This is a genomic window from Pantoea sp. C2G6, from assembly GCF_051336815.1.
Classification (GTDB): Bacteria; Pseudomonadota; Gammaproteobacteria; order Enterobacterales; family Enterobacteriaceae; genus Pantoea.
This window is the reverse complement of record NZ_JBGMNJ010000011.1, coordinates 115,223-141,164: the sequence shown is the minus strand read 5'-3', so window position 1 is coordinate 141,164 and position 25,942 is coordinate 115,223. Positions and strand designations below refer to the sequence as shown.

Below are 25,942 nucleotides of genomic sequence, written 5' to 3'. Positions count from 1 at the left end.
TTGTCAGCAGTCCGGCAATGATTCGCGCATGACATTGGGTTTAACGCGAAATCATTGTCGTTTTTTTTACGCTTTAACCCCTGAATAGAACTGACATAGCCGGGGTTAAAGTTAAGTCGAATTGAAGATCTGGCCGCCGGTGGGTAAACCCATCCGGCTATATCACCGGGCGCCGGATGCGGAGCATTTTCAGATGGGAAATCAGGTTTTACAGCGGCCGGTTGCCGTGCAACACAACGTGCGTGAACTGCGCCTCGCGGCGGGCCTCTCGCAGGAGATTGCGGCGGAGCGCTTTGACCTCAGCCAGCGGGTCTGGCAGACCAAAGAGGCGGCGAAAAACCCGGCCCGGCTCAGCCAGGGCGAATATGAACTGCTGATGCTGCTGGCCGGGAAACATCCCCATTTTGAGCTGGTGCCGAAGCTAAAAAAGTAACCCCTTTTGCCGTGCCCCTCTCTGAAGTTCAGCCACGCCAGGCCGATATAGAGAGTGAAGATAAACGAAGCGAGCTGTCGCCTGCATAAGCCAGCGATGGCCTGTCGCCGGATGGACAGTCGGCTGGCGTCACGCTTCATCCGGTCATCGCCAGGAGGCGGACCAGGTTTTCAGGCTCAGTGCGGCAAAGTGTTGCTCAGGAGCTTACAGATGGGCCTTTCTTCCGGCAGCAGGTCGTCAGTAAACACTGCGTCCTGCCTGACTGAACGTGTCCCCTTCAGGCTGTGTCATGCCGGCCACAGTACACCACACCAGAGGGAGACTGATGCTGAAACGCTCAATTTTTAACGATGCCGAGGCGGCACGTATCAAGGCACTTGAGCAGTATCATCTGATGGATTCACCGCCAACGGATGCGCTGGATCGTCTGACCACGCTGGCCGCCCGGCTGTTTCGGGTGCCGGTCGCTTTTGTGTCACTTATCGACGAGCAGCGGCAGTTTTTCGCCTCCCGCTACGGCCTCAATATCTCCGGGACCGCCCGTAATGTCGCCTTCTGCCATCATACGCTGGCGCAGGGCGAGATCCTCTGTGTGCCTGATACCCTGCAAGATCCGCGCTTCCGCGACAGTCCGCTGGTCCACGGCTATCCCTTTATTCGCTTTTACGCCGGTATCCCGCTCTCCACGCCGGACGGCCATCACATCGGCACGGTGTGTCTGACCGACACCCATCCGCGTGCGCCACTCTCATCGCGGGATCGGCAGCATCTGGCTGACATCGCTGCGCTGGTGATGGATCGCATGGAGATGCATCGTCTGGAACTGTTGCGCTACACCAGCCAGCAGCGACTTCAGGCGATCTCTTCGACGTCGCCTGACGCCATTATCTGTACCGATCTGCGGCGCGGGATCACCTTCTGGAATCCGGCGGCGACACGGCTGTTTGGCTACAGCGCCCAGGAGATGAGCGGCCAGTACGTCAGCGATCTCATTCCGGCCCGCTGTCAGGCGGATTACCGCAACGAACTGGCCCGGATCACCACCGACGAAGCGGCTATTTCGCTGCCGCGCTCGCTACAGATCTGGGGCGTAACCCGCGATGGCCACGAATTTCCGGCGGAGGTCTCTTTTTCCGGCTGGCGCGAAGAGGGTGAGCGGCTGGTGGGGATGATCATTCGCGATGTGACCGCCCGCTATGAAAGTGAGGCTCGGCTCTGTGAACTCGCCTCGCTGGATATGCTGACCCGCCTCGCCAGCCGCAGCGCCTTTATGCAGCAGGTCGCACAGCTCACTGAAGCGGGGGTGCCCTATACGCTACTGATGACCGACCTCGATGGCTTCAAGGAAGTGAACGATACGCTGGGACATGCGGCGGGGGACGCGCTGCTCTGTCACGTGGCCGAGCAGATCCGCACGGTGTGCGCCAGCGCAGTGACGGCGGCCCGGCTGGGCGGTGATGAATTTGTGATCCTGTTAGCGGGCGGCAGCGCAGAGGCGGCCATCACCGCTGAACGGCTGATCGCGGCGGTACAGACGCCGTTCCGCTATCACGACTCACCGGTTGTGGTGGGGGCCAGTACCGGCATCGCCTCTTATCCTGAGCATGGGCGGGATCCCTCATCGGTGATGTCCGCCGCCGATCTGGCGCTTTATCGCGCCAAAGCCGCAGGTAAAGGGCGCAGTATTCTGTTTATGCCCGCGTTTCGTGAGGCGGAGCAGCAGCGTCGCCGCTTTGAACGCGAACTGGAAACGGCGGTGCGTCAGCAGCAGTTTGTTCTCTATTACCAGCCGCGCTACAGCGTTGAGAGCGGCAGGCTGACCGGCTGTGAGACGCTGGTGCGCTGGCAGCATCCGACACGCGGCCTGCTGTTACCGGCGGAGTTTATTGGCATGCTGGTTAAAAGCCCGCTTTCTGTGACGCTCGGCGAATGGATCATTCGCAGCGCCCTGGCGCAGGTTCGCCAGTGGCAGCTGCGCGATCCGCAGCTGCGCGTCAGCATTAACCTGTTTCCGCGTCAGCTGACCGATAGTGGTCTGGAGAGCGTGATACGGGAAAGTGCCGGTGGCGACGCGGGGTTTGTTGAGCTGGAGGTGGATGAACCACTGCTGGCGGTGCTGGTCCAGGATATGCCGGTTCAGGTTGAGGCGGTGTGCCGGACCGGCGCGTCATTCATTATCGACCACTACGGCCGCACGCTGGGCGCGATGAACCTGCTGCGCTATGGCTTTGTGGCGGGCTTTAAGATTGATAAATCACTGACGCATGAACTGAGTTCCAGCATGCGGGTGCGCATGATGTTCCGGGCGATGAGCGCGCTGGGCAAAACCCTCGGCATCCGGGTAGCTGCGGAAGGGGTGGAAGATAAAGAGCAGCTGGCCTTTGTCACCACCGCCGGATGCGACATCATGCAGGGCAACGGTCTGTGCAGGCCGCTGACGCCAGCGGACTTTGAAGCGCTGCTGTGCGCAGAAACGCCGTATCCTCCTTCTGCGGCATCAGGCTATGAGGTCACGCCGGGCTGACGCAATGTGGTTCGGGCACGGGGAAGTGCCTGATTACCCGCCTGGTGTATCCGTTACGGGGCGATACGCCTGCTTCAGTAAGCCAAACAGCCAGTCATCCTGCCACTGACCCGCCAGCAGAAAGTTCTGTCGTAAAGTGCCTTCCTGAATAAAGCCCGCTGACAGGAGTGTGTTGCGCGAGGCGAGGTTGCCTGCGGTGACGGTAGCAGTCAGCTTGCGGTAATCCAGCTGCCTAAAACAGCAGGCGATAACCGCCTCCAGCGATTCGCGACCATAGCCTTTACCCTGAAACGCTGCCGCCAGGATAAAACCAAACTCCGCAATGCCATTGCCGCGATCGATAAACCCGCAGAAGCCCACGGCTGATCCTGAGGCTTTCTCCTCCATCACCAGACAAAGCCAGTGATCGCAGCCCTTATACCAGGCGGGAAGCCGCACCTCAAAGGAGTGCGTTCTGATCTCTTCGGCACTGCGCGGATCGCAGATGTATTTCATCACCGCTCTGTCCTGAGCGACTGCAAGGTAGAAGGGCCAGTCCTGCTGGCACAGCGGCCGGTAAGTCAGTCGGTCGGAGGTGATCTCAAACTGCACAGAGTGGCTCCTTTCAGGTTGGCACGTGTGATGCCAGCAGGCTATCACAGCGCGACCTCAGAGTGGGGCTTCTCTTCACCACTCTGCGTGCGGTCTCGCAGGATCACCAGCGCAGCTTACCGCCGGGCAGGCCAGCGGCTGACTTCATTGCTACGCTTGAGCAGAGCCAGACGGCTACGATTAACCCTGATGACCCTCCTGAAGAGAACAGAACCCATGGACCTGAAACAGTTTGAGGCAGCCGCCTGGTCGGCGCTTGAAGAGGCGCCGCGCGATGCCCAGGACGCATTTCGCTATCTGGCGCTCTGTACCGTGGATTTGGCGCAGCGACCGCAGGCACGCACGGTGGTGCTGCGCCAGTGCAAGGGCCGCAGTCGGACGCTTACCTTTCACACCGATGTACGAAGCCCGAAGTGGCAGGAGATGGCGGCGAATCCGCAGGTGACCGCACTGGGATATTGCCATCAGCGCCGCTTGCAGCTGCGGCTCGCGGGTCTGGCTGAGTGCTATGACGCCGGGAGTGAGATCGCTCAGGCGGCCTGGCAGGCGTTATCGCCGCAGACACGACAGACCTACAGCGGCGGGCCACCTGGCGAAGCGCTAGCCAGCGCCAGTACGGCGGACTCCTCCGTTGCTGAACCTGGCAGGCTGCGTTTTGGCGTAGTTATCCTGCGGGTCAGCGAACTCGATGTTTATCAGCTACAGCGTGACAATCATCAGCGCGCCCGATTCCGTTATGCCGCCTCCGGCGAGCCGCCGCAGAGCGAATGGCTCCACCCCTGATGCAACCGCAGGGCGATTTAACTGTTTTCGTTTCGCGCGCCGGACAGCTCGTGCTGCTGTCCTCTCTCCCTCTGGAAACAGAGATTCTGCTGTCTGCCGCTGCGTTAACCTGCTTTTCTCTGCCGCATCGCTTATGCAATTTTAGCGCCACGTTATCTTCATATTGTTACATTTATCCGCATTTTCCTTTCGTTTGGCGCTGTTTGTGCCAGGCTTCAGTTAACCGAAAAGCAGAGATTTATGCTCAGGGCCAGTGAAAGTCCATATGATCACGCTGAATGACAGGCAGGTTAACTATGAAGAATCAACCTCCTGAAAAACCAGGGTCAGAGGGGAGTGAGCAGGTGTTAAGCCTGGCGGAGGAGCACGCGGCGATCACCAAACAACGGGTCAGCGATGGTCACGTCCGGGTCACCCGGCAGGTCACTGAACATCAGCAGGCGATCGCGCTGATGCTGCGCCACCAGACCGCGGAGATAGAACGCATCCCCAAATCAGAACGGCTCAGGGAGATGCCGGAAATTCGGGAAGAAAATGGCGTGCTCATCATCCCGATCGTTGAAGAGGAAGTTGAGATCGTTCGCCATCTGGTGCTGAAAGAGGAGTGGCATATCCGCAAGGTCGTCACTCAGGTAGCGGAAGAGCAGACCGTTACCCTGCGCAGACAGCATGCTCACGTGACCCGAACCCTTCACCCGGCGCAGTCCGAATCCACTACCGAGGAACACAACATGGCGCGTGAAACAATCGTAACAATGTTCAGTAATGTCTCACTGGCAGAGGGCGCTAAACGCAATCTGATTAAGGCGGGTTTCCTGGACGATGACATAGATATTATCTCTGGCGATCGCCTGCGCACTGAAGGGCAGGAGGCGCGTCATCCCGGCTTCTGGCAGCGGCTGTTTGGCAATACGCTGGAAGAGGATCAGGCGGAAGTCTATGAAGATGCCATGCAGACCGGCGGCGTGGTGCTGTCACTGCGGGCAGATGAGGATCAGTTACCGCGTGCGCTGGGCATTCTTGATGCTCATGAAGAGCTGACCGAGCGCAGCGCGGCCCGCCCGGACGAGGCGACGGCTGACGGACTGAACGAATCCGACAGTGGCTCGCCTTATGAGACCACACCTCTCGATCAGGAGCGCATGGCAGCGCGTACTGCTCTGACCGGCGATGAGAGCGATGAAGATGTGCTGCGTCTGGCCGAAGAGCGGCTGGAGGTGGGGAAAAGACTGGTCAGTGAAGGCTCGACACGGGTACGTCGCTACACCGTCACCGAGCCGGTGTCGGAAAATGTGTCGCTGCGTGAGCAGCATGCAGAAATTTTCCGCCGCCCGGTCACGGAATCTGGCGCACCCGGTGAGGTTGACTGGTCTGAAAGGACGGTAGAGGTGGAAGAGAGCCACGAACAGCCGGTGGTTAACAAGACCGCGCAGATCATCGAAGAGGTGGTGCTGCGTAAAGAGGCCAGCGATCGGGTTGAAACGATCAATGACTCGGTGCGCCGTCAGGAAGTGGATATTGAGCGGGCCAGCAGTGATACCCTGACCGGCAACCGGACCGCCAGCGATCCGCTGCTCGACACCACGCCTGATGCGCGTCCCGGCTACGAAAATCCGGCGGTGACGCCCGGTGGGTTATCTGTCCGTGACCAGGCTGATGATGAAAGCCTGACTGAGAAGCTGGGCGATAACATCGCCGAAGCGAAAGAGAAAGCGGAAAACAAATTTAAACAGCCGTAACGCGGCGGCGTTTTCCGGCAGAGAATCATGCCCGTATCCGCTGATACGGGCTTTTTTGTTTCAGCGCAGCGGGGCGTTAACCCGCAGCGCATCCAGTTCACGGGCGTCATGACTGCAAAAAAAGGTGATTTCGCTGCCATGCTGGCAGGATAGCTCACGCAGTCGCTGCTGATTGTGCCGCCGCGCCTGGTTATCCATCGCCATCATCCACTGATAAAACCGTAGCCCCGGCGTACAGTGGCGCCTCTGCTGACGCATCTCCCCCCGGTAAAACCAGGCATCGCCGCCGTGCAATAGCCAGCCATCAGGCTGTTTAATCGCGATACCCGCATGGCCTGTCGTATGGCCCGCCAGCGGCACCAGCAGTATTTCAGGCGGCAGGTCACGCAGAGCGTGAACCGCCTCAAAGCCAAACCACCTCTCCCCCTGCGGCTGATAGCTCTGCCAGTTGCTGATGCCACCCCACTGTCCGGGGCGATAGCGTTCGCGTGATAACCAGCTATGACGCTGCTGTGCGGTATCGATCTCCTGCTGCATCAGGTGGATTCGGGCCTGCGGGAAATCCGTCAGTCCGCCGGCGTGATCAAAATCGAGATGGGTCAGAACGATGTGGCGCACATCTTCCGCCCGGAAACCCAGCGCTTTAACCTGCGCCAGTGCGGTCAGCTCAACGCGGCGCTGAATGTTGTTCATGGCGCGGAAAAAGCCGGATAAGCGGCTGCCGGGAGCGCGCATATCCTGCTGGCCAAAGCCGGTATCGACCAGCACCAGCCCCGCATGGTCAGTTTCAATCAGCAGGCAATGACACACCAGGTGTGCTTTCAGGCCGGTACTGAATCCGTCATAAAGTGCGCCGCCCAGCGGACACATACAGCCACAGCTGAGGTGGTGGATCTTCATCTGGCCTCCAGAGGGTTCAACTGCATAAGTCGGGATGCGGCACCACCCGGCGGGCGGAGCGCGCATACCTCAGGAGATAGAGTGTAGGAAGGGTTGGCAGAGTAGGCGGAGCGGTGCGGTGGATAATCGGGCAAAAAAAGCGTTATCCGGTTGCCTGGCGATACTCAGCAGCGGAGCCGCACCGCGCCGTGGCAACGGTTGGCACCGCTGCCTGGCGGAAAGGGTCAATCTGGCTTAGTTGCCTAACAGCTGGATAATCAGTTCAGGCGTTTTGTTCGCCATTTTGCTGACGGCGCTCTGTCCCTGCTGAATAATCTGGCTGCGCGCCAGCTGGCTCGCTTCTGCCGCGTAGTCCGCATCCTGAATGCGGCTGCGTGCCGATGAGGTATCGACGCTCTGCTGAGAAAGTACCGTCCGGTTAGATTCGTAACGGTTTATCTTCGCGCCATAGGTCGACTGATAGGCGCTGATCTTCGCCAGCGCGCTGTCCAGTGCCTTCATGGTGGTGGTGATGTCACCGCTGGTCAGCAGCGTGGTATTTTTCAGCCCCAGCGCTTTGGTATCTGACGGGGTCGAGGGAATGGTATCGGACTGCACCGGCTGACCATAATCCGCGCTGGTGATCACCTCCAGTGGCGCGCTCTGATGCGGCGGCGTGGGCAGGGTGCCTTTGGGCTCCGGCAGATTTCCCCAGGTCAGATTACTGGTGAACGAGCCGTTACCCACCACCACCACAATCAAATCTTCACTGACGCTGTCCAGCGTGATGCGTTCCAGCTGAGTACCGGTATTGGTGCCGTTGTTGAAATCGCCGCTGGCGACATCTTCATAACGGTCGCCATCACCGCTGTAGGTGATGGTCATCCCGTTGTAGGTCATGCTGTTACTGCCCGCCAGCGCCCAGCTCGGGCCACCCTCCAGCAGCTGAGAACTGTCGTAGGTCGCGCCGCTGCTGAACCCATTTTTCGCGGTCAGCAGGCGGGTCTGGGCCGTTGCCGCATCGGTAATGCCCTTACTGCTCCAGGTGTAGTCGGGCGCTGCGCCATCCAGCGGCGTACCGGCCAGATGTTTACCGTCACGGGTGAAGAGCTGGAGATCGTCATCCTGACCCAGCGAGTCGATGGTGATGGTGATGGCTGTCGATCCGGCCGGAATATAGGCCAGCGGGATCACCCCGGAAACAAACGAGTAGTTCTTGCCCGCAATCGGAAATTTAGTGTTGATCGGTTCGACGTTACCCAGCCGCGCAGGCGGCAGATCGGGATCGTTGGTGGCCAGCGGATAGCGGCCGAAAATCTCCGTCTGATCGGCGATGTCGTCTATCCCCGCCAGTATCTGCTGATACTGGGCGTTGACGCTTTGGCGATCGGCATCGGACAGCGTACCGTTCGCCGCCTGAACCGACAGCGTTCTGGCCTGAATCAGCATATCGGCGATGCTGTTCAGGCCGCCGCCTGCGGTCTGAGCGTAGCTGATGGCGTCATTGAGGCCGCGTGACACCACAGCGTCGGCATTAATATTGGCTGTCATGCGGTTGGCAATCGCCTGGCCCGCCGCGTCATCCCTGGCACTGTTAATTCGCATCCCTGATGATAACCGTTCGATCGTGCGCCCCAGCACGGTATCGGTGGTATACCGCGCTGTGTTCGTCAGACTGGCGGTTTCGTTATGGTTGATCGTTAACATGGTCGCTTCGGACAGGGAAAGGAGTCCCTGTTTTATTGGCAGTGTGATTAGCAGCTTTAATCTCTGCAACGACAGAAAGGGCACAAACGGGCGCGAAAATCAGCAACGGGCTGATGGTTAACCAGTTTTAAAACAGAAAAACTTAAGGATTCAGCAGAGAAGGGTGGAGCACCTGCTGCGTGCTGACGCAGCAGGTGAGGTCAGATCAGTTAAATACCATGCCGCCATCAATCAGCAGCGATTGCCCGGTCATATAGTCGGAGTCGGGACTGGCGAGATAAGCGACACAGGCGGCGACATCTTCCGGTTCCGAGAGCCGCCCCAGCGTGATGCGCTGGGCAAATTCCTGTGTGCCATAACCGGCGGGCTTGCCCGCCGCCGCGGAAATCTGCCGGTCGATCTCCTGCCACATCGGCGTGTTGACAATACCGGGACAGAAGGCGTTTACCGTGATACCCGCCGGGGCGAGATCGCGCGCCGCAGTCTGCGTCAGGCCGCGTACCGCGAACTTACTGGAACTGTAGACCGCCAGTTCAGGATTGCCGACGTGACCCGCCTGCGAACAGGCATTGATGATTTTGCCGCCGTGGCCTTCCGAGGCAAAGGCTTTGATCGCCGCCTGCATTCCCCAGATCACCCCTTTGACATTGACGTTGTAGACCTTATCAACCACCTCCTCGGTGATCTCCGCAATCGGCGTTGAGGGGGCGATACCGGCGTTATTCACGATCACATCAAAGCCGCCCAGCGTCCGACGCGCTTCTTCTACCGCATCCAGCACCTGATCACGCTGCGACACATCGACTTTCAGCGCAATCGCCTTGCCGCCCTGCCGGTTGATCTTCTCCGCCACCTGACAGGCGGTGTCGAGGTTGTAGTCGGCCACGGCGACCGCCAGCCCATCTTTCGCCAGACGCAGGGCGATCGCTTCACCTATGCCCTGGCCTGCGCCGGTAACAAACGCCACTCTGTTTTTCATCATGATTTCCTTTTACGTTGAAATTAAAGAAGCTGACTCAGATGCAGCTGGCCCATCAGCAGCGGGTTGTCGGCATAATCGACCGGAACAGCCACCACCGCCGGTCCCTGCACATCCATCGCCTTGCGCAGCATGGGTTCCAGCTCATCAGCGCGGGTCACCGCAAAGCCCGCCGCGCCAAAGGCTTCGGCGTAGGCTTTGAAATCGATCGGACCAAAGTTCACGCCCGAGACGCGGTGATATTTTTTCTCTTCCTGCATCGCCACCATGTTGTAGGCGTTGTCGACCCAGACGATATGCAGAATGTTCGCCTTCAGGCGGACGGCCGTTTCCAGCTCCATGCTGGACTGCAAAAAGCCGCCATCACCCGACACCGACACCACTTTGCGCTGCGGATCGACCATCCAGGCACCAATCGCCCACGGCAGCGCCACGCCCATGGTCTGCTGACCGTTGGAGATCATGATCTGACGGGCGCGGAAGCTGTAGAGATAGCGGGCAATCCAGATGTGAAAGCTGCCCATATCGACGGTCAGGCTGACGTCGCTGTTAATGATGTCCTGCATGGCGCGCACGATGCGTAACGGATGCAGTGCGAACTGATTCAGGCTGGCGCCCTGCATCGCCAGCAGTTTGCGCTGCTGCTGACGATCCTCCAGGATGGCCGCCGCTTCCGCGGTCAGCTGTAGCGGGGCGGTGATGCGTGCCGCCAGTTTAAGCAGCGTCGCGGCAATATCACCGACCAGCTCGGCATCCGGCAGATAGCGGTTATCGGTTTCGGCGGGGATAACGTCGATATGAATCAGGGTGGCGTTGCCGCTGTTCCACATCGCCGGTTCATACTCGACCGGGCTGTAGCCGATGGTGATGATCAGATCGGCCTGTTGCAGCAGCCGGTCGCCCGCCTGGTTGTTAAACAGCCCGACGCGCCCGGCGAAGCGTGAGAAGTGCTCCTGTCTGACCGCCCCCGCCGCCTGGTAGGTGCTGGTGACCGGAATATGGCTGCGGGTCAGCAGCTGGTGGATCGCTTCGCTGTTCTCCGGCTGGCTCGCCATCAGTCCCAGCAGAATCACCGGATTTTTCGCCTGGGCGATGGCCTCGCTGACCGCCTCGATCATCGCGTCGGGCGCGGCACCCAGCACCGGACGGCCTTTGCTGCTCAGCGCTTTACCGGTGACCGGCTGGTCGACAATGTCCTGTGGCAGGCTGATAAAAGCCCCGCCGCCCCGGCCATGTTCAGCGTGGCGGAAGGCATTCGACAGGCATTCAGAGAGCGCGGCGGGGTCGGTGACCTCTACCGCATATTTGGTGATCGGGCGAAACATCGCCACGGTATCCATGCTCTGATGAACCTGTTTGGCGCTGTCGGAGCGTTTCACCTGGCCCCCAAGGGCGACCACCGGGTCCCCTTCGCTGGTGGCGGTGGCCATGCCGGTAATCAGGTTGGAGCAGCCCGGCCCGGAAGTGACCAGCGCGACGCCGGCGTTACCGGTCAGGCGACCCACGGCAGCGGCCATAAAGGCGGCGTTGGCTTCATGGCGCACCGGAATGGTCTGGATGGAGGAGTCCAGCAGGGAGTCGAAAACTTTGTCGATTTTAGCGCCAGGAATGCCAAAGACATGGCGGACACCCTGCGCTTCGAGTTGCGCCACCACCAGGTCAGCGCCGCAGGTCCAGAGTGTGGTTTCGGTTGGGGTTTTCATGGTCATTCCTCTGATTAGCTTTCCACCGCACGGATGGCGGCATCGAGATTAGCGGGGTTCAGATTGGCATTGAGAAATTCACTGTCATGCGGCAAATCGACCACCAGTTTGCTGATCGCGCCAAAGGTCAGGGTGCCCTGTTCCAGCGCATAATCGAGAATGTGGCCGCCGCCTTCGCGGTCCTCAGTAATAAAGTGTTCGTGATAGCCTGCGACGTTAATCCCCTGCATATATTGCGGGGTGCGGAACCCAATCAGTTCACCGGCACGCTGGCTGAAGCTAAAGGTCGGCTGATCGCCCAGCACCTCCGGCATCGAGCGATAGGGACGGCACTGGCAGGGCACCGTGCGGGTCTCGACGCGGCTGAAGTGACCGCTGATCCGCAGCGCGCAGAACTGATTGTCGGAGGTGATCTGACTGTCGATCACCTGATGCAGCGCCTCGCGCGACATTGGCCGGTTAAACTCACAGCGATGCTGGGGGCGGAAGAAGGTCATCACGGCAAACGGGGTTTTCTGCTCAGGATCGGCCGGGTGCGCGCTGCCATCGGCGTGCAGCTGGTAAACCTGGCTGTCAAAGGCGATCAGCTCGCCATCCAGCCGGTTAAAGGTGCCCAGCCCGAAATCCCCTTTGCGCAGCAGATCGGCAATCCGGGTATTGCCGTCGTAGACGCCACTCAGCAGCGCGCTCATCAGAGAGGTCTGATAGATAACGCTTTCTGGTGCATCCTGAGAAAGTTTCAGGATGGTATGTTTTAATTGATCCTCGCAGGAACAATCAGTTACACAATTGCTCATTTGATGCCTCGTAAGATAACCGTTAAGCCGTGTTAATCTAATGTTGAACCGATTCAGTCGGTGGGTCCAATAGCGAAACCTGTTAACTTTGAGACGTTTTTGATATGGAATTGCGCCATCTGCGTTATTTTGTCGCTGTCGCCCAGACGCTTCACTTCACCCGCGCCGCCGAAATGCTGGGAATATCGCAGCCACCGCTGAGTCAGCAGATCCTGCGGCTGGAGCAGGAGATTGGCACGCCACTGCTGAAGCGTCTGACGCGCGGTGTGGAACTCACCGAGGCGGGTGAAGCCTTTCTGGCGGATGCGCAGCAGATTGTGCAGCTGGCCGATCAGGCGCTGGAGAACGCCCGTGGCATCGCCCGCGGCATCAGTGGCCTGCTGTCGCTGGGGTTTGCCAGTTCGGTGGCGTTTAATCCGCGCATCTTCACGCTGCTTCATCAGTTTGCTGAACGCTATCCGTCGATGGAGGTGCTGACCCGGGAAGAGAACATGGCGCTGCTGATGCAGGATTTGCAGGAGGGGCTGCTGGACGCGGCGTTTATCCGGCTGCCGTGCGAGAGCAGTAAAGCGTTTAATCTGCGAGTCATCTCCACCGAGAAAATGTTGATCGCACTGCCGCGCCATCACCCCCTCAGCGGTGAGCCGACGCTGGCGTTATCGGCGCTGGCCGGGGAAAAGCTGGTGATCTTCCCGCGCGACGTTTCGCCCAGCCTGTATGAGCTGATCGTCTCCGCCTGCCTGCGGGCGGGCTTTTCGCGCCAGGCTTTCCAGCAGGCGCCGCAGATCACCACCTCGCTGGGCATGGTCGGTGCGGGCTGCGGTATTGCGCTGGTGCCGGAGTCGATGCGCTGCGTCGATAATCCGGCCATCTGCTTTTGCGATATTGAAAACAACACCCTGTTTACCGACGTGGCCTTTGCCTGGCGTCGCTTTCATCCCTCAAAAGCGGTGCTGCATCTGCTGGCGCTGCTGTCCGAAAACTCTGCGCCATAAGGTCATACCGGTTGATAAGCGGCAGCTATCAGACTGAAAACAATAACCAACTGGCTACATGCGCCCGGCATGCCAATAATCGGAGCATGACTACATACCGCGTAAGAGTCGGGTTTCATAACCCGTCAGCCCTGACATTCAGGCAACTGGATGAGATTCTGGAGCCGCAGCGATTCTGGAGAACAGACTCGGCGAGCGGCAGGTTCCGCTATTTCATGGAGTATGAGTATCAATCTGACATTCGCGATCTCTGTTCAGTCTGTTCGCTGGCCTACAGCCAGGCCTGTAAAGTCAGAAAGTGCCCGTTGATTCTGGTTGAGGTGGTGGATCCGGCGGAGGCGGGTGCCTGAACATCCCCTGCCGGGCAGAGAGACCGGGGGAGGGCGCTGCTGGCGGGGGAGCTGAGCGAATCGGGTATCTTTAGTGCTTCTTTATATGAGCTGAATTATACTGTTGCAAAATGTGCGAAAATTCAGTGATTTCTTAATGATTTACATTATCGATAGCACGATTACCTACAACTCGGATGACTGTACGCTGAACCATCTCCCTACCCAGGAGTCGTTAAGCCTCAGTATTTCATCGGGTCGGCTGTTTGAGCAGTTGCTGAATTCTGAGGGTGAGATACTGTCGCGCGATACCCTGCTGACCGAAGTCTGGGATAAATATGGTCTGCGCGGCTCAAACAGCAATCTCAACCAGTACCTGAGCATTCTGCGCCGGGCGCTGGCGGCTTATGGGTGCGAAAATTTAATTATCACCATCCCGAAAATCGGCATACGCCTGAATACCGATATTCCGGTTGAACGGGTGCCTGCGCCCGCCCTGAATGTGGCGGATGTGGTGACCGATGACGAGTCGCCTGCTGCGTCTGCTGCGGATGAACCGGTGACTGAAACCGTCCAGCCCGCCCCTGTTACTCCGGTGCAGAGGGGGCATCAGTCCGCCGCCAGCCTGAAAATCTTCATTTACCTCCTGTTAATTGCCGCGCTGCTGGGCAGTGCTTTCTGGTATTACACCGCCGGAAGACCAGCGGAACAGAATATCCCCATGAGTACCCTTAAGCTGGAAGGGGGTTGCGAAGCGGTGCTGGTTCAGGGACTGGATGTGATTGAACGGCAGCTGCTGGATAAACAGATACTGCAAATCCTGAAAGAAAATAATCAGTCTTGCACGCCGGGACGCCGGATCTATTTCGATAAAAATAACTCATTCAGCACCACCAATTTCGGCCGAACCATTGTTTCGGCGTGTAACCTCAACAGTAGCGGCCACATCATTTCCTGCGACAACTTCTATTATCTCGACTGGAGGATTAATTGAAACGGAGCGCTCCGCTTATGCTGTCTTTAACCCTGGCTGCGCTGCTGCTGGTGATTTTTGGCACCATTAACTATTTCAATCAGAAGACGGATGATCTGCCGTTTCGTTGTTTCGCCTTCAGCCGTTACGATCTCAGTCGCCAGGAAGGTAAGCCATTCATCTTTACCCTTTCCCAGGATTTGCGTTTTGAATCTAAGCAGTCTGGTTATCTGCTGCTGAACGGACAGGTTACCTCCGGCAGTGACGTGACCATCCTTAACCGCCGTATCGCACTGAGCGATGGCAATAAGATCGATGGTGACTCATACCGCTACAAAATCAGGAAGATTATTACGTCGACCAATGACACCACGCCGGAACCTGTTTTTAATAGGCTGCTGGCGGAGATCACCCTTGATCCTAATCATCTGCAACTGGACATTATTCAGACCGATGAGAAGTCTTATCTGATCGGCGGGCCGCTCTCCTATCTGTTTACCTGCCAGCGCTACTGAGTGACATCCTCCGGGCGCTTTCTGCAAGGCGTTTATGGGTGCTCGTTTCAACAAGGCGAGATCAATCCCTGCATACATATAGTCTTTATGGCAATGTGAACGGGTGCTATGAATATCTGTTATGATGAAATAAGAACGCAAGTGCTATCATGCATTTATCAATCACTCTGAGTTTAAAAATAAAGGCGGATCTGTATGATTGCTCACTTAACTTTGCCCGGAGGAGCGATTGCAGACATATGTCGGAATAGAATCCACGATGAAAAGTAAATTATTATTTTCCTGTGGCAGTATTCGCATGTAGATGTCTCTGCCAGGAGAAATGAAAAAGCCTGGCTCATACTGGCCTAATTCTTTATCATTGAAGTTATCATCAGGGAATTTTATATTCTTCTTCGAAGTCATGTAGTAGATGTCGCCATTGCGCTGAAAATTAAAAGGTATTTTTCGGTTGAAGATTTTTTTCGGATCTTTATCTGACATACCAGTGATATGGAGCAGCCCAAAGTTCTTACGAACAGTGTAACTGATGGATACATAATAAGATTCCTGACTGTAATGTTGAACGAAATTAGCATGACAGGTGAAATTTTCTATTTTTCTTAGCTCAATAAAATAATATGCCAAATAAATAGCTTCCGCCATAATAAATACACCTAATACTATGCCTGTTACTTTCTTAGTCACCATTATTCAAACCTCTGAAGTAATATTCTGAAATGCAGGTGTTCAGCTCATCCATTTTTTTATTGCAACGGATGATTGAGATTCTTGGCAGCATTAAATAATGAGTGACATATATCCATGGGTAATCACTACACTTTTTTTTAAAGTTCTCAATAAGCGATAACGTTCTGGTTTTGTCATCCGGGGTCGCGTTTTTATCGGCGATATAAATGTGGCAACCGCTGGTCGTTGCCAGAAAAGAGTAATCACGAAAATACTGGCGTCTGTTGTCGGTCTTTATGTTCAGGCTGACCTGGACCAGCAGTAAAACGATTACCAAAAGCCCTATCTTCCATAAGGAAAAACTGGGCGATTTTTTCTGCATAGTGATTTTCGCCGGTCTGATCTGTAATGGCGGGCCAGGTATGGACGCCAGTGTCGCGATATGCCCGGAGCCAGAATTATCGCTCTTTTCACGCGGCTCCTGCATCTGGGCGTCTGTATCCATAAAATGAGCATCTTCGTGGCTCATTTCAGGCTGCTCTTCAGCGCTGCGCTTTTTAATCTGCGTACCACTGGCTAGCGTCAGGCCGACGCGCGGAATGGTTACAACCAGGTCTTCCTCAAGCCCGGCCTTTTTTAATCCTTTCCTGAGAATTGAAATATTTTGATAGAATGTATTGGGCGTCACCATCATGCCATTTCTTTCCCAGACTATTTCCATAAATTCATGCTGAGTAACAATTGTGTCTATGCGCTCAATTAAGAGTAAGAGGCAACGGCCTGCTGGAGAATTTAAGACAACCACTTTTTCCGGTTCGTTGAGGTTACGTAAAGTGCTGACCGCAGGTTGGAATTCAACGAAGCCATTAATGATATAATGATTAAGCATTACACGAAAACTCTTAAGAAAACTAAATTGTAACTTTTTTATGGTTATATTTTTATTTTAAATCGATTGACCTTATAAAATTCCATTCTCATTTGAGAATTCACTTAAAGAGGCTACTATTTCTTAAAATATTAACGGTGTTGTTTTTTTCTGGCGTGTTTATTGTTATGGCGATTCTATGACAGGCTGCTGCATCATATATATCCTTTTCTATCAATCGCTTGCCTAATGTGGTTGTATTTTTTTAGATAGTTTCAATGGCGGAGAAATAGATATGCTCCATTAATCTTGCAGCCGTTCATCAACCTTGCCACCCATGTGATATTATCCAGATACAGCTGGGGTTAATATAGCTTCATGCCTGGTCTGAAAGGTGCGCAGCACGATAGTAAACCCGATCTGTATATTGATTTCTTCAGGATAAATTACACCTCTCTTGCCCGATTCACTAACATGTTTTTCTATGGAATTAAAACTATCAATAGTGGACAGGCTTCTGAAACGCTGCATGGCAGGAATATAACAGGTTTTCTTCAGATTCATAGTCTTAGTTTTTCACATCTGGTGCGCACGCTGGAAAATAGTATTCTTATTATGTCTTAACAATTTTTCAAAGAAGTTATTGCTAGTATACGTTATGAAAAAAACTAAAAAAATCGTAAATTTTCTATATACACAACGTAAAAATAAATGCGAAAGTTTCCCGGCCGAAACATTTACTTTTTAAATGTTCGAAGCATCTTTGCAAATCTATAATCAAGGAATAAAAATGCGTGAATTAAATATGATTGAAGTTGAGACAGTTTCTGGTGCAGGATTTATGAGTTCTCTCACAAGTTCTATCCTGGGAGCGACATTTGCCGGTGTTGCAGGTTGCATCCTTGGTGGCGGTCTGGGTGGTGACGGCGGTGGTATCTTAGGTATTGGTACCATTGGTCAGATGACCGGTTTCTTTGCCGGTGGCATCGTAGGTGTTATCGGCGGTGCAATCGGCGGCGCACTGGTAGGCTGGGATTCGCCAGATACTGTAACAAGCCTGGTTATTCAGTTTGTTAACAGCGTCAACGCCGGAACTTTCCTGCCTCGTAAAGCTGCTGCTTAAGGCCTTGGTGCTTATCAGGGCGCAGAAAATTTTGCGCCCTGTCAGATAGCTTAAATATTCTCTCTGCGTCACTTCAGCTATAAACCTTCTCCGGGTGCGGAACTGGAAAAAAAAAGCAGCATGTCCTGCTTTATACAGTACAGAAACGCCTGTCAAACATTAACTGCACCTTAGCGACTCGTTTTTTATCGGACGCCAGTGCCAGAGCGGCATTCAGCATAGCCATTTCCGCAAACTTAGGCTCCGCCTGGACCTGCGAGATAGCGTGTAATAGTGCGGAGTGAACAGAGCCTGGCGATCGATGAAGCGTGATGGGCTAAAGGCTCAGGTCGCAGCCCGCGTGCACGCAAAGGCGAGGCCAGTTGCTGAAAAATGAGCGGATAAAGAAAAAGATTTACGGAACGCGGAGAGAGGTCCGTCGCGATATTTTTATTATATCGAAAAGGTTTATAACAGTATGCGCCGGTATGGTCCGGGCGATCAAATGTCACTGGCAGAAGATGAGAGCCAATATTATCAATGGCTCTGAGATGTTTAGGTTATCGGTGTCGATTCAGTGGTGTCGCAGGCAAATGCGAACATAACGATGTTTATAACCTTGCCAGTGAAAGAAGGCGCTAAGTCGTGAAGTAATAAGCTGGGCAGCAAAATGCTGTGCTTCATTTAGCATAACTAGCAGGTGTGTTTAATATATTGAAATATCAGACAGTAGCGCTGTGAGGCATTCCGAAATTAATCCTTTTCCAAAGGTGCTGATACAGAGGGGCGATTGCCCCTCTGTTACTGTTACAACGAATTAAAAGGACCAGGAGACACCCAGATTAGCGCTCCACGGCGATTCCAGCTTACTTCCGCTGGAGTAGCCGGCATCAGTATGGACTGCCAGGCGGTCTGTCAGTCTTGCATTGATACCCACCTGATAGGTACCGCGCGTACCGCTCACATCATTGCTGAAGTGATCGCTATTGACTCTGACTGCATTGTCGTCAATAAACTCTCGCTCAATCGCCAGTTTCAGGTAGGGCTGAATCTGCGTTCCCTGAACACTAAAGTCATGCCCCAGGTTTACACCTGCTTCACCAATCACCGATTGCTGACTGCCAACATGGGCTTTCATACCATTTGATAAGGTGTAATCCTGCGATGTACCGGTGTATCCCATAACAGCAGCATAAGGAGCAATATAGGTTTTATCGATAGTGAAATATTTACCCGCCTCAAGATTCATTCCCAGACCAGAGGCATGATAATTACCATCAGCCGCCGCGCCGCTTGTCATGCGGGCATTGACATCATTTCTGAAGCGATTCAGTTTCACTATGCCATCAACATAGTAGCCTGAATTATCCCGATAGCCTGCATATGCGCCGACTGAATAGGAGTCAGCTTTGCCACTGCCGCTATGATAAAAATCGATGTCAGAACGGCTGTATGAAAAGAACAGGCCGCTGGACAGAATGCCATTACCGCTATCCTGAGCCTGATCGGCTCCGATAGTGACACCGTTTATATCCAGATTAAAATTGGCACCAGCGGAATTATTCACTTTAAGACGGCTGGTTGTATAGTGCCCCCATACATTGGCGTCATGGCTATATGAACGGACCTGATCCAGACGGTTACGGACAGCATTCAGCTCAGTACGGAATATCAGCGGATCAACCGCAGCCATGGATAATACGGCGCGAGCACTTGGGGTAATCATCGGTGTCGCAGGCAGAGTCGGTGTATTGGCAGGCTGCTCAGCAGCGGGTACTGTGTCACCGGCAGCCGTATCGGTGTCTGCATCATCCGGTGTAGCCGGGTCAGTGCCTGCATCATCCGGTGCAGCCGGGTCAGTGCCTGCATCACCCGGAGCAGCCGTGTCAGTGCCTGCATCATCCGGTGCAGCCGTGTCGGTGCCTGCATCATCCGGTGCAGCCGTATCGGTGCCTGCATCACCCGGTGTAGCCGGGTCGGTACCTGTATCACCCGGTGTAGCGGTGTCAGTGCCTGCATCACCTGGTGCCGCTGTATCGGTGCCTGTATCACCCGGTGCAGCCGTGTCGGTGCCTGCATCGTCAGATGAAGGTGTATCGGTGTCTGATGGCGCATCAGGCAAAACCGGGTCTACTGTAGGTTCCTGCGGTGTAACGGGATCGGTCGGGTCGACTTGTGGCGTGGTATCCTGCTGCGCAGCTGGAGAGAGTGCCCAGCCTCCATTGCCATCGGCCACCAGAAAATATTGATAAGTTCCGAGATCAACAACGTTACCGCTGTTGGCCAGCGTAAAATCGGCCGTCCCTCCGCCAGTCTGGACCATTTTTAAGTCCGCTGCGGCGGTCGGGCTGATGCCGGTGTCAGCGACATAAACATTAAAATCCCCGTTCGCCTCTCCCTGAACCGTCAGGAAATTACCGGATAAGCTGGATAAATCACTGTTCATATAAAACGAACCAGTGCCATCCAGGCTTTTCATGGTCAAAGAGGAATAGCTGGCTATCGAGCTCCGGCTTTCTGGTGTGCCAAAGTAAATGCTGCCGCCATTCATGTTGACAGCGCCTAATGCAAAGTTATAACCCCCGCTGGCTGCTGCGCTTTCAGCCAGATAGAGATTTCCGGTTCCCGCTAATGTCAGGTCTGCATTCTGGGTGTTAACACCGCTGAACAGCGTTAATTGCCCGCCCTCATTAACGGCAACGTTACCCTGAAGTGTGGAAGTTGTCTCACTGTCAGAGCTGTTGCTGTACACAAACATGCTGCCGTTGATGGTGCTGTCGGAGACGGTGCCAGAATAGATATTGGCGAGTGCGCCATTTTCAATCAGCAGATTCGAAGAGGTGGCCGCTTCGCTATCACCAAGACTGTATATACCGCCATTGATGACGGTATCAATATCGGCACCGCCACTATTCTTCATCTGGCCATCATTTATAATAGTGTTAGTGGCGGTTCCTTTCAGGATCACCAGGCTGCCACTGTTAACTGTGCTGTCGTTAATGGCTGAAGTGTCATCTTCCAGTGTCACCGCGCCATCAGTGCCACCATTAATGAGCCAGTTATTAGCTTGCGCATTCTCATAGAGAGTCGCCTGACTGTCGTTTTCCAGAGTGGCATTATTGGAAATGGCCACAATGTTGTCAGCAATGCTGCCTTGCAGGAGAAAAGTACCGCCAGACATAATATGGGTATTATTATCTATACCGCCGGTGTTTTGCATTTCACCATAAATAACCGAGTTATTGGCGGTACCGAACTGCGTACCCACTTTATCCATGTCGGTCACATTATGAAGGAAATACAAAACCTTTAACATCCCGCCTTTATTCACGACAGAACCGATACTGGTTCCGTGATTATCCACGGTCTGTAAGCCGCCATCGTTAATAACGGCGTTTTTGCTTATACCGGTATCAATCCATCCATTATCAAAATCGGAGCCTGTTTGTAAGTGTCCACCTGAATTGACCACGGTATCGTTATCAATACCGAAACGGTTTTCCAGCAATGCCGTACCGCTGAGGATAGCCCGGTTGATCACCCCGCCTGTGGTGGGGTCTTCTGTTCCGTTAAGACCTATGTTGATAGACAACATACCGCCTGAGGCGACAACATCATTTGCCACGCCGTTAACCGGTAACTTGCCACCGGTCATATTAACAACATTAGTCACACCGTCATAAACAATGTATTGGGTTCCATCGACTAATGTCGTGTTATTAGCAGTGCCAAAAACAAACTGGGTGCCTTTAAGAATCGTTGTATTATTCGCTGTGCCATTTAAAAATTGCTGACCATCTTTTCCCTCGACAGTTTCACCATCCACGGTCTGTCCTGCATCGACAACAGCGGAATAGGCTGCGTTAGCCTGGGGGGTTGGTGTCATTGCGATTGCAAAAACCAGCAGTAAAGACTGGGTGTTATTTTCCATTAACGCACCTCTTTAAAAATCCATTCACAATAAACCCGATTTAATACCAAACGCTAACCGCCATCAGTATCTAAACTGATGGCGGTGGGGGCGACATGATAAAACAATAACCTTTGCTTTACCGATCTATTTATTGATAATTAATGGATGAATTAAGCGTGGTTTATACGATTTCTTTACTGAAGTTTCTGATAACAGCATGAATGTCTTTTATTTGACACCATAAGTAACAGCAGGATGAAATATGTTGTTGCTTTGCAGGGTGTATTAATTTTTGTTTGTTGTGATAATTGCTGCGTATCACCTTAACTTTATCGTTTTATTTATACCAGGTTCAGATAAATCCTTCAGTAGCCGTAAAAGCTTAACGGGATAAATCCGAAAGAAAATGCAGTATAAGATTAAAGTTAATTATATCGGTGAATAATTCTCTGCTGAAATCAACCCGTCCGGTTTTCATTGCGGTCTGTACAGTTGTATCACTGCTAACGCGATAGTTAACCCGGTGTCACCCGCGGGCAGTGTGCGATGGTTGCTGGATCAGAGATTGACTAAAAAGTGAGGTAGCCAGCAACTACGATAGAGGTCAGAATGAGGAAAATTGCCATTATTTAACATAATTTATATTATGCGCACCTCTAAAAGCGCTCAACGCGATTTTGGCGCGAAGCAGATGAAAACCACAGCTTACCCAGCGAAAACCCGCCAGAAACGCGCTGATGAATTTTGCGGGGTATGCATGGCTATGCAGTCAGGTGCATGGTGTGCCGTTTGGCGACAAATCAGTTTATAAGGGCTAAGCTGACTAAACTTATTTGGTGACTATTCCCGCGAAGAACCAGTTGCCCGGTTAAGCAGCCTGCAAGCTGACCTAACCTTCGATCAAACCGCCCTGCAAGGCGGTTTTTTCGTTTACAGAGCAAGAGATTACGCTCAGATAAAAGGGATCTCAAGAAGATCCTTTTTATAAAAGGATCCAACTCAAGGTTCGCTAAGAGTTCGATCCCTCTGACAACGGGAAAGCGGCAGTATTTTGGAACTGTAGATTTTGATTACCTTTTTCTCATTAAGATCTACATCGGCCCTAATACAGGCACACCCATACCCATAATTCCCGTTTGTTTTTACAAACTCTTTGTCTGGAAAATCTTTCAGCTTTTCAATGCCACTTGAAGTAAATCGCCCTTGAATTGATATATCCCACGTTCCGTCTTTATCACTAATCCATTGATTGGCTGGGCTAGGATTTTGTAACCAACCACACCTTAATTCACTCCCCACAGAAGAGAAGCTAAGAACCAATAAAACTACAGTTATAAATAGTGATTTCATCCTCAAATTAGCTCCCCTGCATCCAGCTTACTCAAAAAATCCTCTGCAAATCCTTTGATTTGTTCTGCGTGATCTAAACCGTTAATACACCGTCTTGCATTAAGGAAATCTACTCTGTCTTTGCTTACATAATCAGTCAGTTTCTTCCCTGTGAAGACTCCATTTTTGAATCCATCAATAAGAATAAACAAGGATTTATTAGGCTCTAAAGCTTTATCAGGTTCCGAAACCAAATCAACACCAAGCTTTTCTGAATATGCTTTATAGTTATAGTCCCAAGTAATTTGGACATAACCTCGCCCATAATATGGATAATATCGATAGTGCTTTTTCCGGTACTCATCCGTCGAAGTATGACCAACCCAATCGCCCTCTCTCACTGGTTGAAACGTATCGCCAGTCTCTCGTTTAACCGTGGCGAGAATATAAGCAATCTGTGAGTTAAGGCTAAATCCTTGCTTTCTGCTCTCCTCGATAATCGCTCTAATCGTCCCTGCTCTCGTAGAAAAATTATATCCCCCGCATTTAATAGCATCGAGAAACACCAGTGGGTGCATATGCCACGGATTTTCCACCATCCCCGCCACACGGTACATCCAGCGCGTGTCCGTCAGAACCTTCACCGTGTAGGCGTACCATTCCGGTGATTCCTTCTTCATCGTAGGGGACAGATACGATTTCCAGATCGGAGCCTCCGATGAGTAATACCAGTCACTGGGGTGCTTCACGCACAATCTGTACAGGTGAGCGCGCATTGACGGGTTCTGCACCGCACGCCGGTACTGTTCCGGGTAATACCAAGTGGATTTCATACCGTCAATCTTATCCAGAAGCTGCTGGTAGTTGAACGCAACCCCCTTGCTGTATGGCTTCCCGTCGTTGTCCGCCACGCTGAAAAAACGCTCAAAAATCGTCTTCACCAGCCCTTTAGGCTGCGTTTTCCCGTCAAGATGATCAAAGCTCGCCGGACTGTCCTCCGTGGTCTCAAAACCCCGACCGGCCAGATCGTACCGGGACAGAAGCTGCACATCCGACTCCGCCAGCAGCACGCGCGATGACCCGCCCGGCCAGTAGCGTTTTCCCACTTTGTCCGTTACCGCCCGCCCGGACAGCGCCATCACCGTTTCGGTCTGCATGGTTATCAGCCCCTTCTGTATTTCCCCGCCGCTGAATTGCAGGTACACCGGAATGTCCTTCGGACAGCGGGCAAAGGCGGGCGTATCACGCCCCACGCCTTCCGGGTTGCTCAGGAAGCGCGGCAGGTCGTCCGTGGTCAGACATTCGATATGCACCTGATAGCGTTTTTCATGACCGTCCTCGCTGGGCACCTGAAAGTAGCCCAGATGTCCCACCGGATCCCCGGCCTTAATCGGATAGGGGTCAGGACACACCACCGTATCAAACTGTACTGTTTCGCGTGACGGCGGCAGGAACGGCGACCACCACGCCGGACGGGTGACGCTGTCGCGGGCCGGAACCAGATTCCCTTTGTCGCATACTAACCAGACCCGGTCCCCGGCGTTAAGGCTCATGCAGCCCGAAACCGCTTCCGACAGTGTGACATGCGCATACTGTCGCCCGTTGCTCCCGGTCATCGTGTCGGCGCTCACCGCCCTGTCCCATGTCACCCGCGTGCCGGATGGCAGATCCGCCGCCACCCACTGCCGGGACGCGTCCACATACGCATTCAGGTGCTGGCCGTCTGCCACTTTGAACGCTGTGCTGTCCTGCTCCGGGTAGGCCAGCCAGGGCGCAAGGTGCATGTATAGGGTGTAAAAGGTCAGTCCGCTCTCTGCCGTTTTCCCTGGCTGAATATGGTGCCGGACCAGCACAAAAGACCCGGAGTAGCGTAAATCCCCCCAGTACCACGGCACGCTGAGGTAATCCCGGTTTATCCGGTACGCCACCACTTCACCGTCCGCCATGAAGCGCACGGCCTGCTCCCCCTTAAACGGCACCGGAAAATCCACGGCCTCATTCATCGCCTGACCACTGAGCGCACACCACGGGGTCGTGGTGTCAGTGATGTGAATACCACCGTGCCACATACCGTTACGGCCAATCAGCCAGTGTCCGATAGCTTCTCCTTCCAGATGCGCCAGCATCTCCTCCAGGTTACTGAACTCCCTGCCCCGGTTATTCTTCGGCACCGGCCAACGGATGGCCGGGAACTGCGGGCCGTTTTCCGGCTTCGACATAGCAAATCCTTTTAATTTCTCTGGTTAAATATCGCCCCATCATACACCGGCGGGAACTTAACCAAAATTTCCCTAAGTGTCGCAATATGTTACCGGGCCAGAGGGTACTGGCCGTGCGGGTTCACAACAAAACCGGCGTAGCGGCATTTACCATAACCCCCCTTATACGAAACGAATACACCTGAGGTTATTTATATGATCTCTGAGATCAGAACGATTTAACAACTTTGGATTTGAAGAAAAGATGTTATCTCACGGATGTAAGCAAAAACCTTAGGGCGGCAGAAGCTGCCAGATTAGCCTTAATCAAAGCGTCAGTTCAGACCAGCGTCAGCAACGGAATGCTGAGACGCATAACAGCAATCTGACAGGCACAAACCTGGCAGGCTGCCATCACAACACTGCGACAGCACTGTTACCTTGTACATGGCATCCACGGCTTTCTGTGTCTGGCCTGTCATTGATGCACACTATCTCTATGCCGCTATAGCAGAATCTCCGGCATCTTATACCAGAGCCATATTCTGGCTGAACATGCACAGACATCTGGATCTTATCAGGCATAAATCTGTTATTTCTGAAAGGTATAAACCAGCTAATAATTTAATTTTTAATGCAGTTTCCATGAAAGTTAAATGTAAAATATTACATTCAGCAATATATTTCGTTTCAGATCTGTTTATGTTTTAATAAACATTCTTAAATAAGACCTACACGAGGCACGTTATAATTATGTTTAAATAAAATAGATGTTAGGTTAATTCAGGATTCAGACTGATTTTTCCAGGCTGGCGATGTTCTTTCAACGTCAATAAGCCGTTGATATTGAATTATAATTAACCGAGAAAATCTATTGACTGTTATTTCTTCAGTTGAAGTGCTATCTTTTGGTATA

General features: G+C 53.5%; 20 protein-coding genes and 1 pseudogene. 10 read left to right on the top strand and 11 right to left on the bottom strand.

Annotation, left to right across the window (positions count from 1 at the left end; translation table 11 throughout):
- Positions 1-193: 193 nt before the first annotated feature.
- Together ACCW71_RS15220 and ACCW71_RS15215 are read left to right on the top strand one after the other, a co-directional pair.
- On the top strand, positions 194-433 hold the full coding sequence (locus tag ACCW71_RS15220; RefSeq protein WP_436372743.1) for a transcriptional regulator: 240 nt from the start codon (positions 194-196) through the stop codon (positions 431-433).
- 394 nt (positions 434-827) lie between these two features.
- Positions 828-2,957: a putative bifunctional diguanylate cyclase/phosphodiesterase gene (locus tag ACCW71_RS15215; RefSeq protein ID WP_436372758.1), complete on the top strand. Its 2,130-nt coding sequence runs from the start codon at positions 828-830 to the stop codon at positions 2,955-2,957.
- Positions 2,958-2,990: 33 nt separating this feature from the next.
- Here ACCW71_RS15215 and ACCW71_RS15210 read toward each other — a convergent pair whose 3' ends face one another.
- Positions 2,991-3,548 (bottom strand): GNAT family N-acetyltransferase, encoded by a 558-nt coding sequence (locus ACCW71_RS15210; protein WP_436372741.1) that lies wholly within the window; start codon positions 3,546-3,548, stop codon positions 2,991-2,993.
- A gap of 216 nt (positions 3,549-3,764) precedes the next feature.
- Here ACCW71_RS15210 and ACCW71_RS15205 point away from each other — a divergent pair, with 216 nt between their 5' ends.
- Both ACCW71_RS15205 and ACCW71_RS15200 read left to right on the top strand, forming a co-directional pair.
- Positions 3,765-4,331: a pyridoxamine 5'-phosphate oxidase family protein gene (locus ACCW71_RS15205; protein ID WP_436372739.1), complete on the top strand. Its 567-nt coding sequence runs from the start codon at positions 3,765-3,767 to the stop codon at positions 4,329-4,331.
- Positions 4,332-4,627: 296 nt separating this feature from the next.
- The gene (locus tag ACCW71_RS15200) at positions 4,628-6,070 is read left to right on the top strand and encodes a YsnF/AvaK domain-containing protein (protein ID WP_436372738.1); all 1,443 of its coding nucleotides are present in this window, start codon (positions 4,628-4,630) and stop codon (positions 6,068-6,070) included.
- A gap of 60 nt (positions 6,071-6,130) precedes the next feature.
- Here ACCW71_RS15200 and ACCW71_RS15195 read toward each other — a convergent pair whose 3' ends face one another.
- The 5 genes from ACCW71_RS15195 to budA all read right to left on the bottom strand — a co-directional run bounded on the left by ACCW71_RS15195 (position 6,131) and on the right by budA (position 12,135).
- Positions 6,131-6,970: an MBL fold metallo-hydrolase gene (locus ACCW71_RS15195; RefSeq protein ID WP_436372736.1), complete on the bottom strand. Its 840-nt coding sequence runs from the start codon at positions 6,968-6,970 to the stop codon at positions 6,131-6,133.
- Positions 6,971-7,204: 234 nt separating this feature from the next.
- On the bottom strand, positions 7,205-8,656 hold the full coding sequence (locus tag ACCW71_RS15190) for a flagellin (protein WP_436372733.1): 1,452 nt from the start codon (positions 8,654-8,656) through the stop codon (positions 7,205-7,207).
- Positions 8,657-8,861: 205 nt separating this feature from the next.
- Positions 8,862-9,635 carry a (S)-acetoin forming diacetyl reductase gene (locus tag ACCW71_RS15185; RefSeq protein ID WP_436372756.1) on the bottom strand — a complete coding sequence of 258 codons (774 nt, stop codon included), beginning with the start codon at positions 9,633-9,635 and terminating at the stop codon, positions 8,862-8,864.
- 23 nt (positions 9,636-9,658) lie between these two features.
- The gene (gene alsS, locus ACCW71_RS15180; protein WP_436372731.1) at positions 9,659-11,338 is read right to left on the bottom strand and encodes an acetolactate synthase AlsS; all 1,680 of its coding nucleotides are present in this window, start codon (positions 11,336-11,338) and stop codon (positions 9,659-9,661) included.
- A 14-nt stretch (positions 11,339-11,352) separates the two neighbouring features.
- Positions 11,353-12,135 (bottom strand): acetolactate decarboxylase, encoded by a 783-nt coding sequence (gene budA / locus ACCW71_RS15175; RefSeq protein ID WP_436372729.1) that lies wholly within the window; start codon positions 12,133-12,135, stop codon positions 11,353-11,355.
- Positions 12,136-12,239: 104 nt separating this feature from the next.
- Between budA and ACCW71_RS15170 the strand changes: the two genes are divergently transcribed.
- The 4 genes from ACCW71_RS15170 (at position 12,240) to ACCW71_RS15155 (ending at position 14,947) form a co-directional block, all read left to right on the top strand.
- Positions 12,240-13,130 carry a LysR family transcriptional regulator gene (locus ACCW71_RS15170; RefSeq protein ID WP_436372727.1) on the top strand — a complete coding sequence of 297 codons (891 nt, stop codon included), beginning with the start codon at positions 12,240-12,242 and terminating at the stop codon, positions 13,128-13,130.
- 86 nt (positions 13,131-13,216) lie between these two features.
- Positions 13,217-13,480, top strand: coding sequence for a hypothetical protein (locus tag ACCW71_RS15165; RefSeq protein WP_436372725.1), 264 nt, complete (start codon positions 13,217-13,219; stop codon positions 13,478-13,480).
- Positions 13,481-13,616: 136 nt separating this feature from the next.
- Positions 13,617-14,453, top strand: a complete 837-nt coding sequence (locus ACCW71_RS15160) for a winged helix-turn-helix domain-containing protein (protein ID WP_436372723.1) — start codon at positions 13,617-13,619, stop codon at positions 14,451-14,453.
- A 17-nt stretch (positions 14,454-14,470) separates the two neighbouring features.
- Positions 14,471-14,947 (top strand): FidL-like protein, encoded by a 477-nt coding sequence (locus tag ACCW71_RS15155; RefSeq protein WP_436372721.1) that lies wholly within the window; start codon positions 14,471-14,473, stop codon positions 14,945-14,947.
- Positions 14,948-15,154: 207 nt separating this feature from the next.
- On the opposite strand, the gene ACCW71_RS15150 is transcribed toward ACCW71_RS15155, so the two are convergent.
- Positions 15,155-15,637, bottom strand: a complete 483-nt coding sequence (locus ACCW71_RS15150) for a hypothetical protein (protein WP_436372719.1) — start codon at positions 15,635-15,637, stop codon at positions 15,155-15,157.
- The gene (locus ACCW71_RS15145) at positions 15,627-16,505 is read right to left on the bottom strand and encodes a winged helix-turn-helix domain-containing protein (protein WP_436372717.1); all 879 of its coding nucleotides are present in this window, start codon (positions 16,503-16,505) and stop codon (positions 15,627-15,629) included. Before ACCW71_RS15145 ends, ACCW71_RS15150 begins: the two co-directional genes overlap by 11 nt.
- Positions 16,506-17,274: 769 nt before the next feature.
- Between ACCW71_RS15145 and ACCW71_RS15140 the strand changes: the two genes are divergently transcribed.
- Together ACCW71_RS15140 and ACCW71_RS15135 are read left to right on the top strand one after the other, a co-directional pair.
- Positions 17,275-17,607 (top strand): colicin V synthesis protein, encoded by a 333-nt coding sequence (locus ACCW71_RS15140; protein ID WP_436372714.1) that lies wholly within the window; start codon positions 17,275-17,277, stop codon positions 17,605-17,607.
- A 359-nt stretch (positions 17,608-17,966) separates the two neighbouring features.
- Positions 17,967-18,136: pseudogene (locus tag ACCW71_RS15135) on the top strand (IS3 family transposase); the annotation flags it as partial.
- A gap of 267 nt (positions 18,137-18,403) precedes the next feature.
- Here ACCW71_RS15135 and ACCW71_RS15130 read toward each other — a convergent pair.
- The 3 genes from ACCW71_RS15130 to ACCW71_RS15120 form a co-directional block, all read right to left on the bottom strand.
- Positions 18,404-21,517 (bottom strand): autotransporter outer membrane beta-barrel domain-containing protein, encoded by a 3,114-nt coding sequence (locus ACCW71_RS15130; protein WP_436372713.1) that lies wholly within the window; start codon positions 21,515-21,517, stop codon positions 18,404-18,406.
- A gap of 981 nt (positions 21,518-22,498) precedes the next feature.
- Entirely contained in the window at positions 22,499-22,849 is a 351-nt protein-coding gene (locus ACCW71_RS15125) for a DUF4087 domain-containing protein (protein ID WP_436372711.1), read from the bottom strand.
- Between the two features lie 2 nt (positions 22,850-22,851).
- A complete protein-coding gene (locus tag ACCW71_RS15120; protein WP_436372709.1) occupies positions 22,852-25,047 on the bottom strand; it encodes a hypothetical protein in 2,196 nt (731 codons plus the stop codon).
- Positions 25,048-25,942 lie beyond the last annotated feature (895 nt).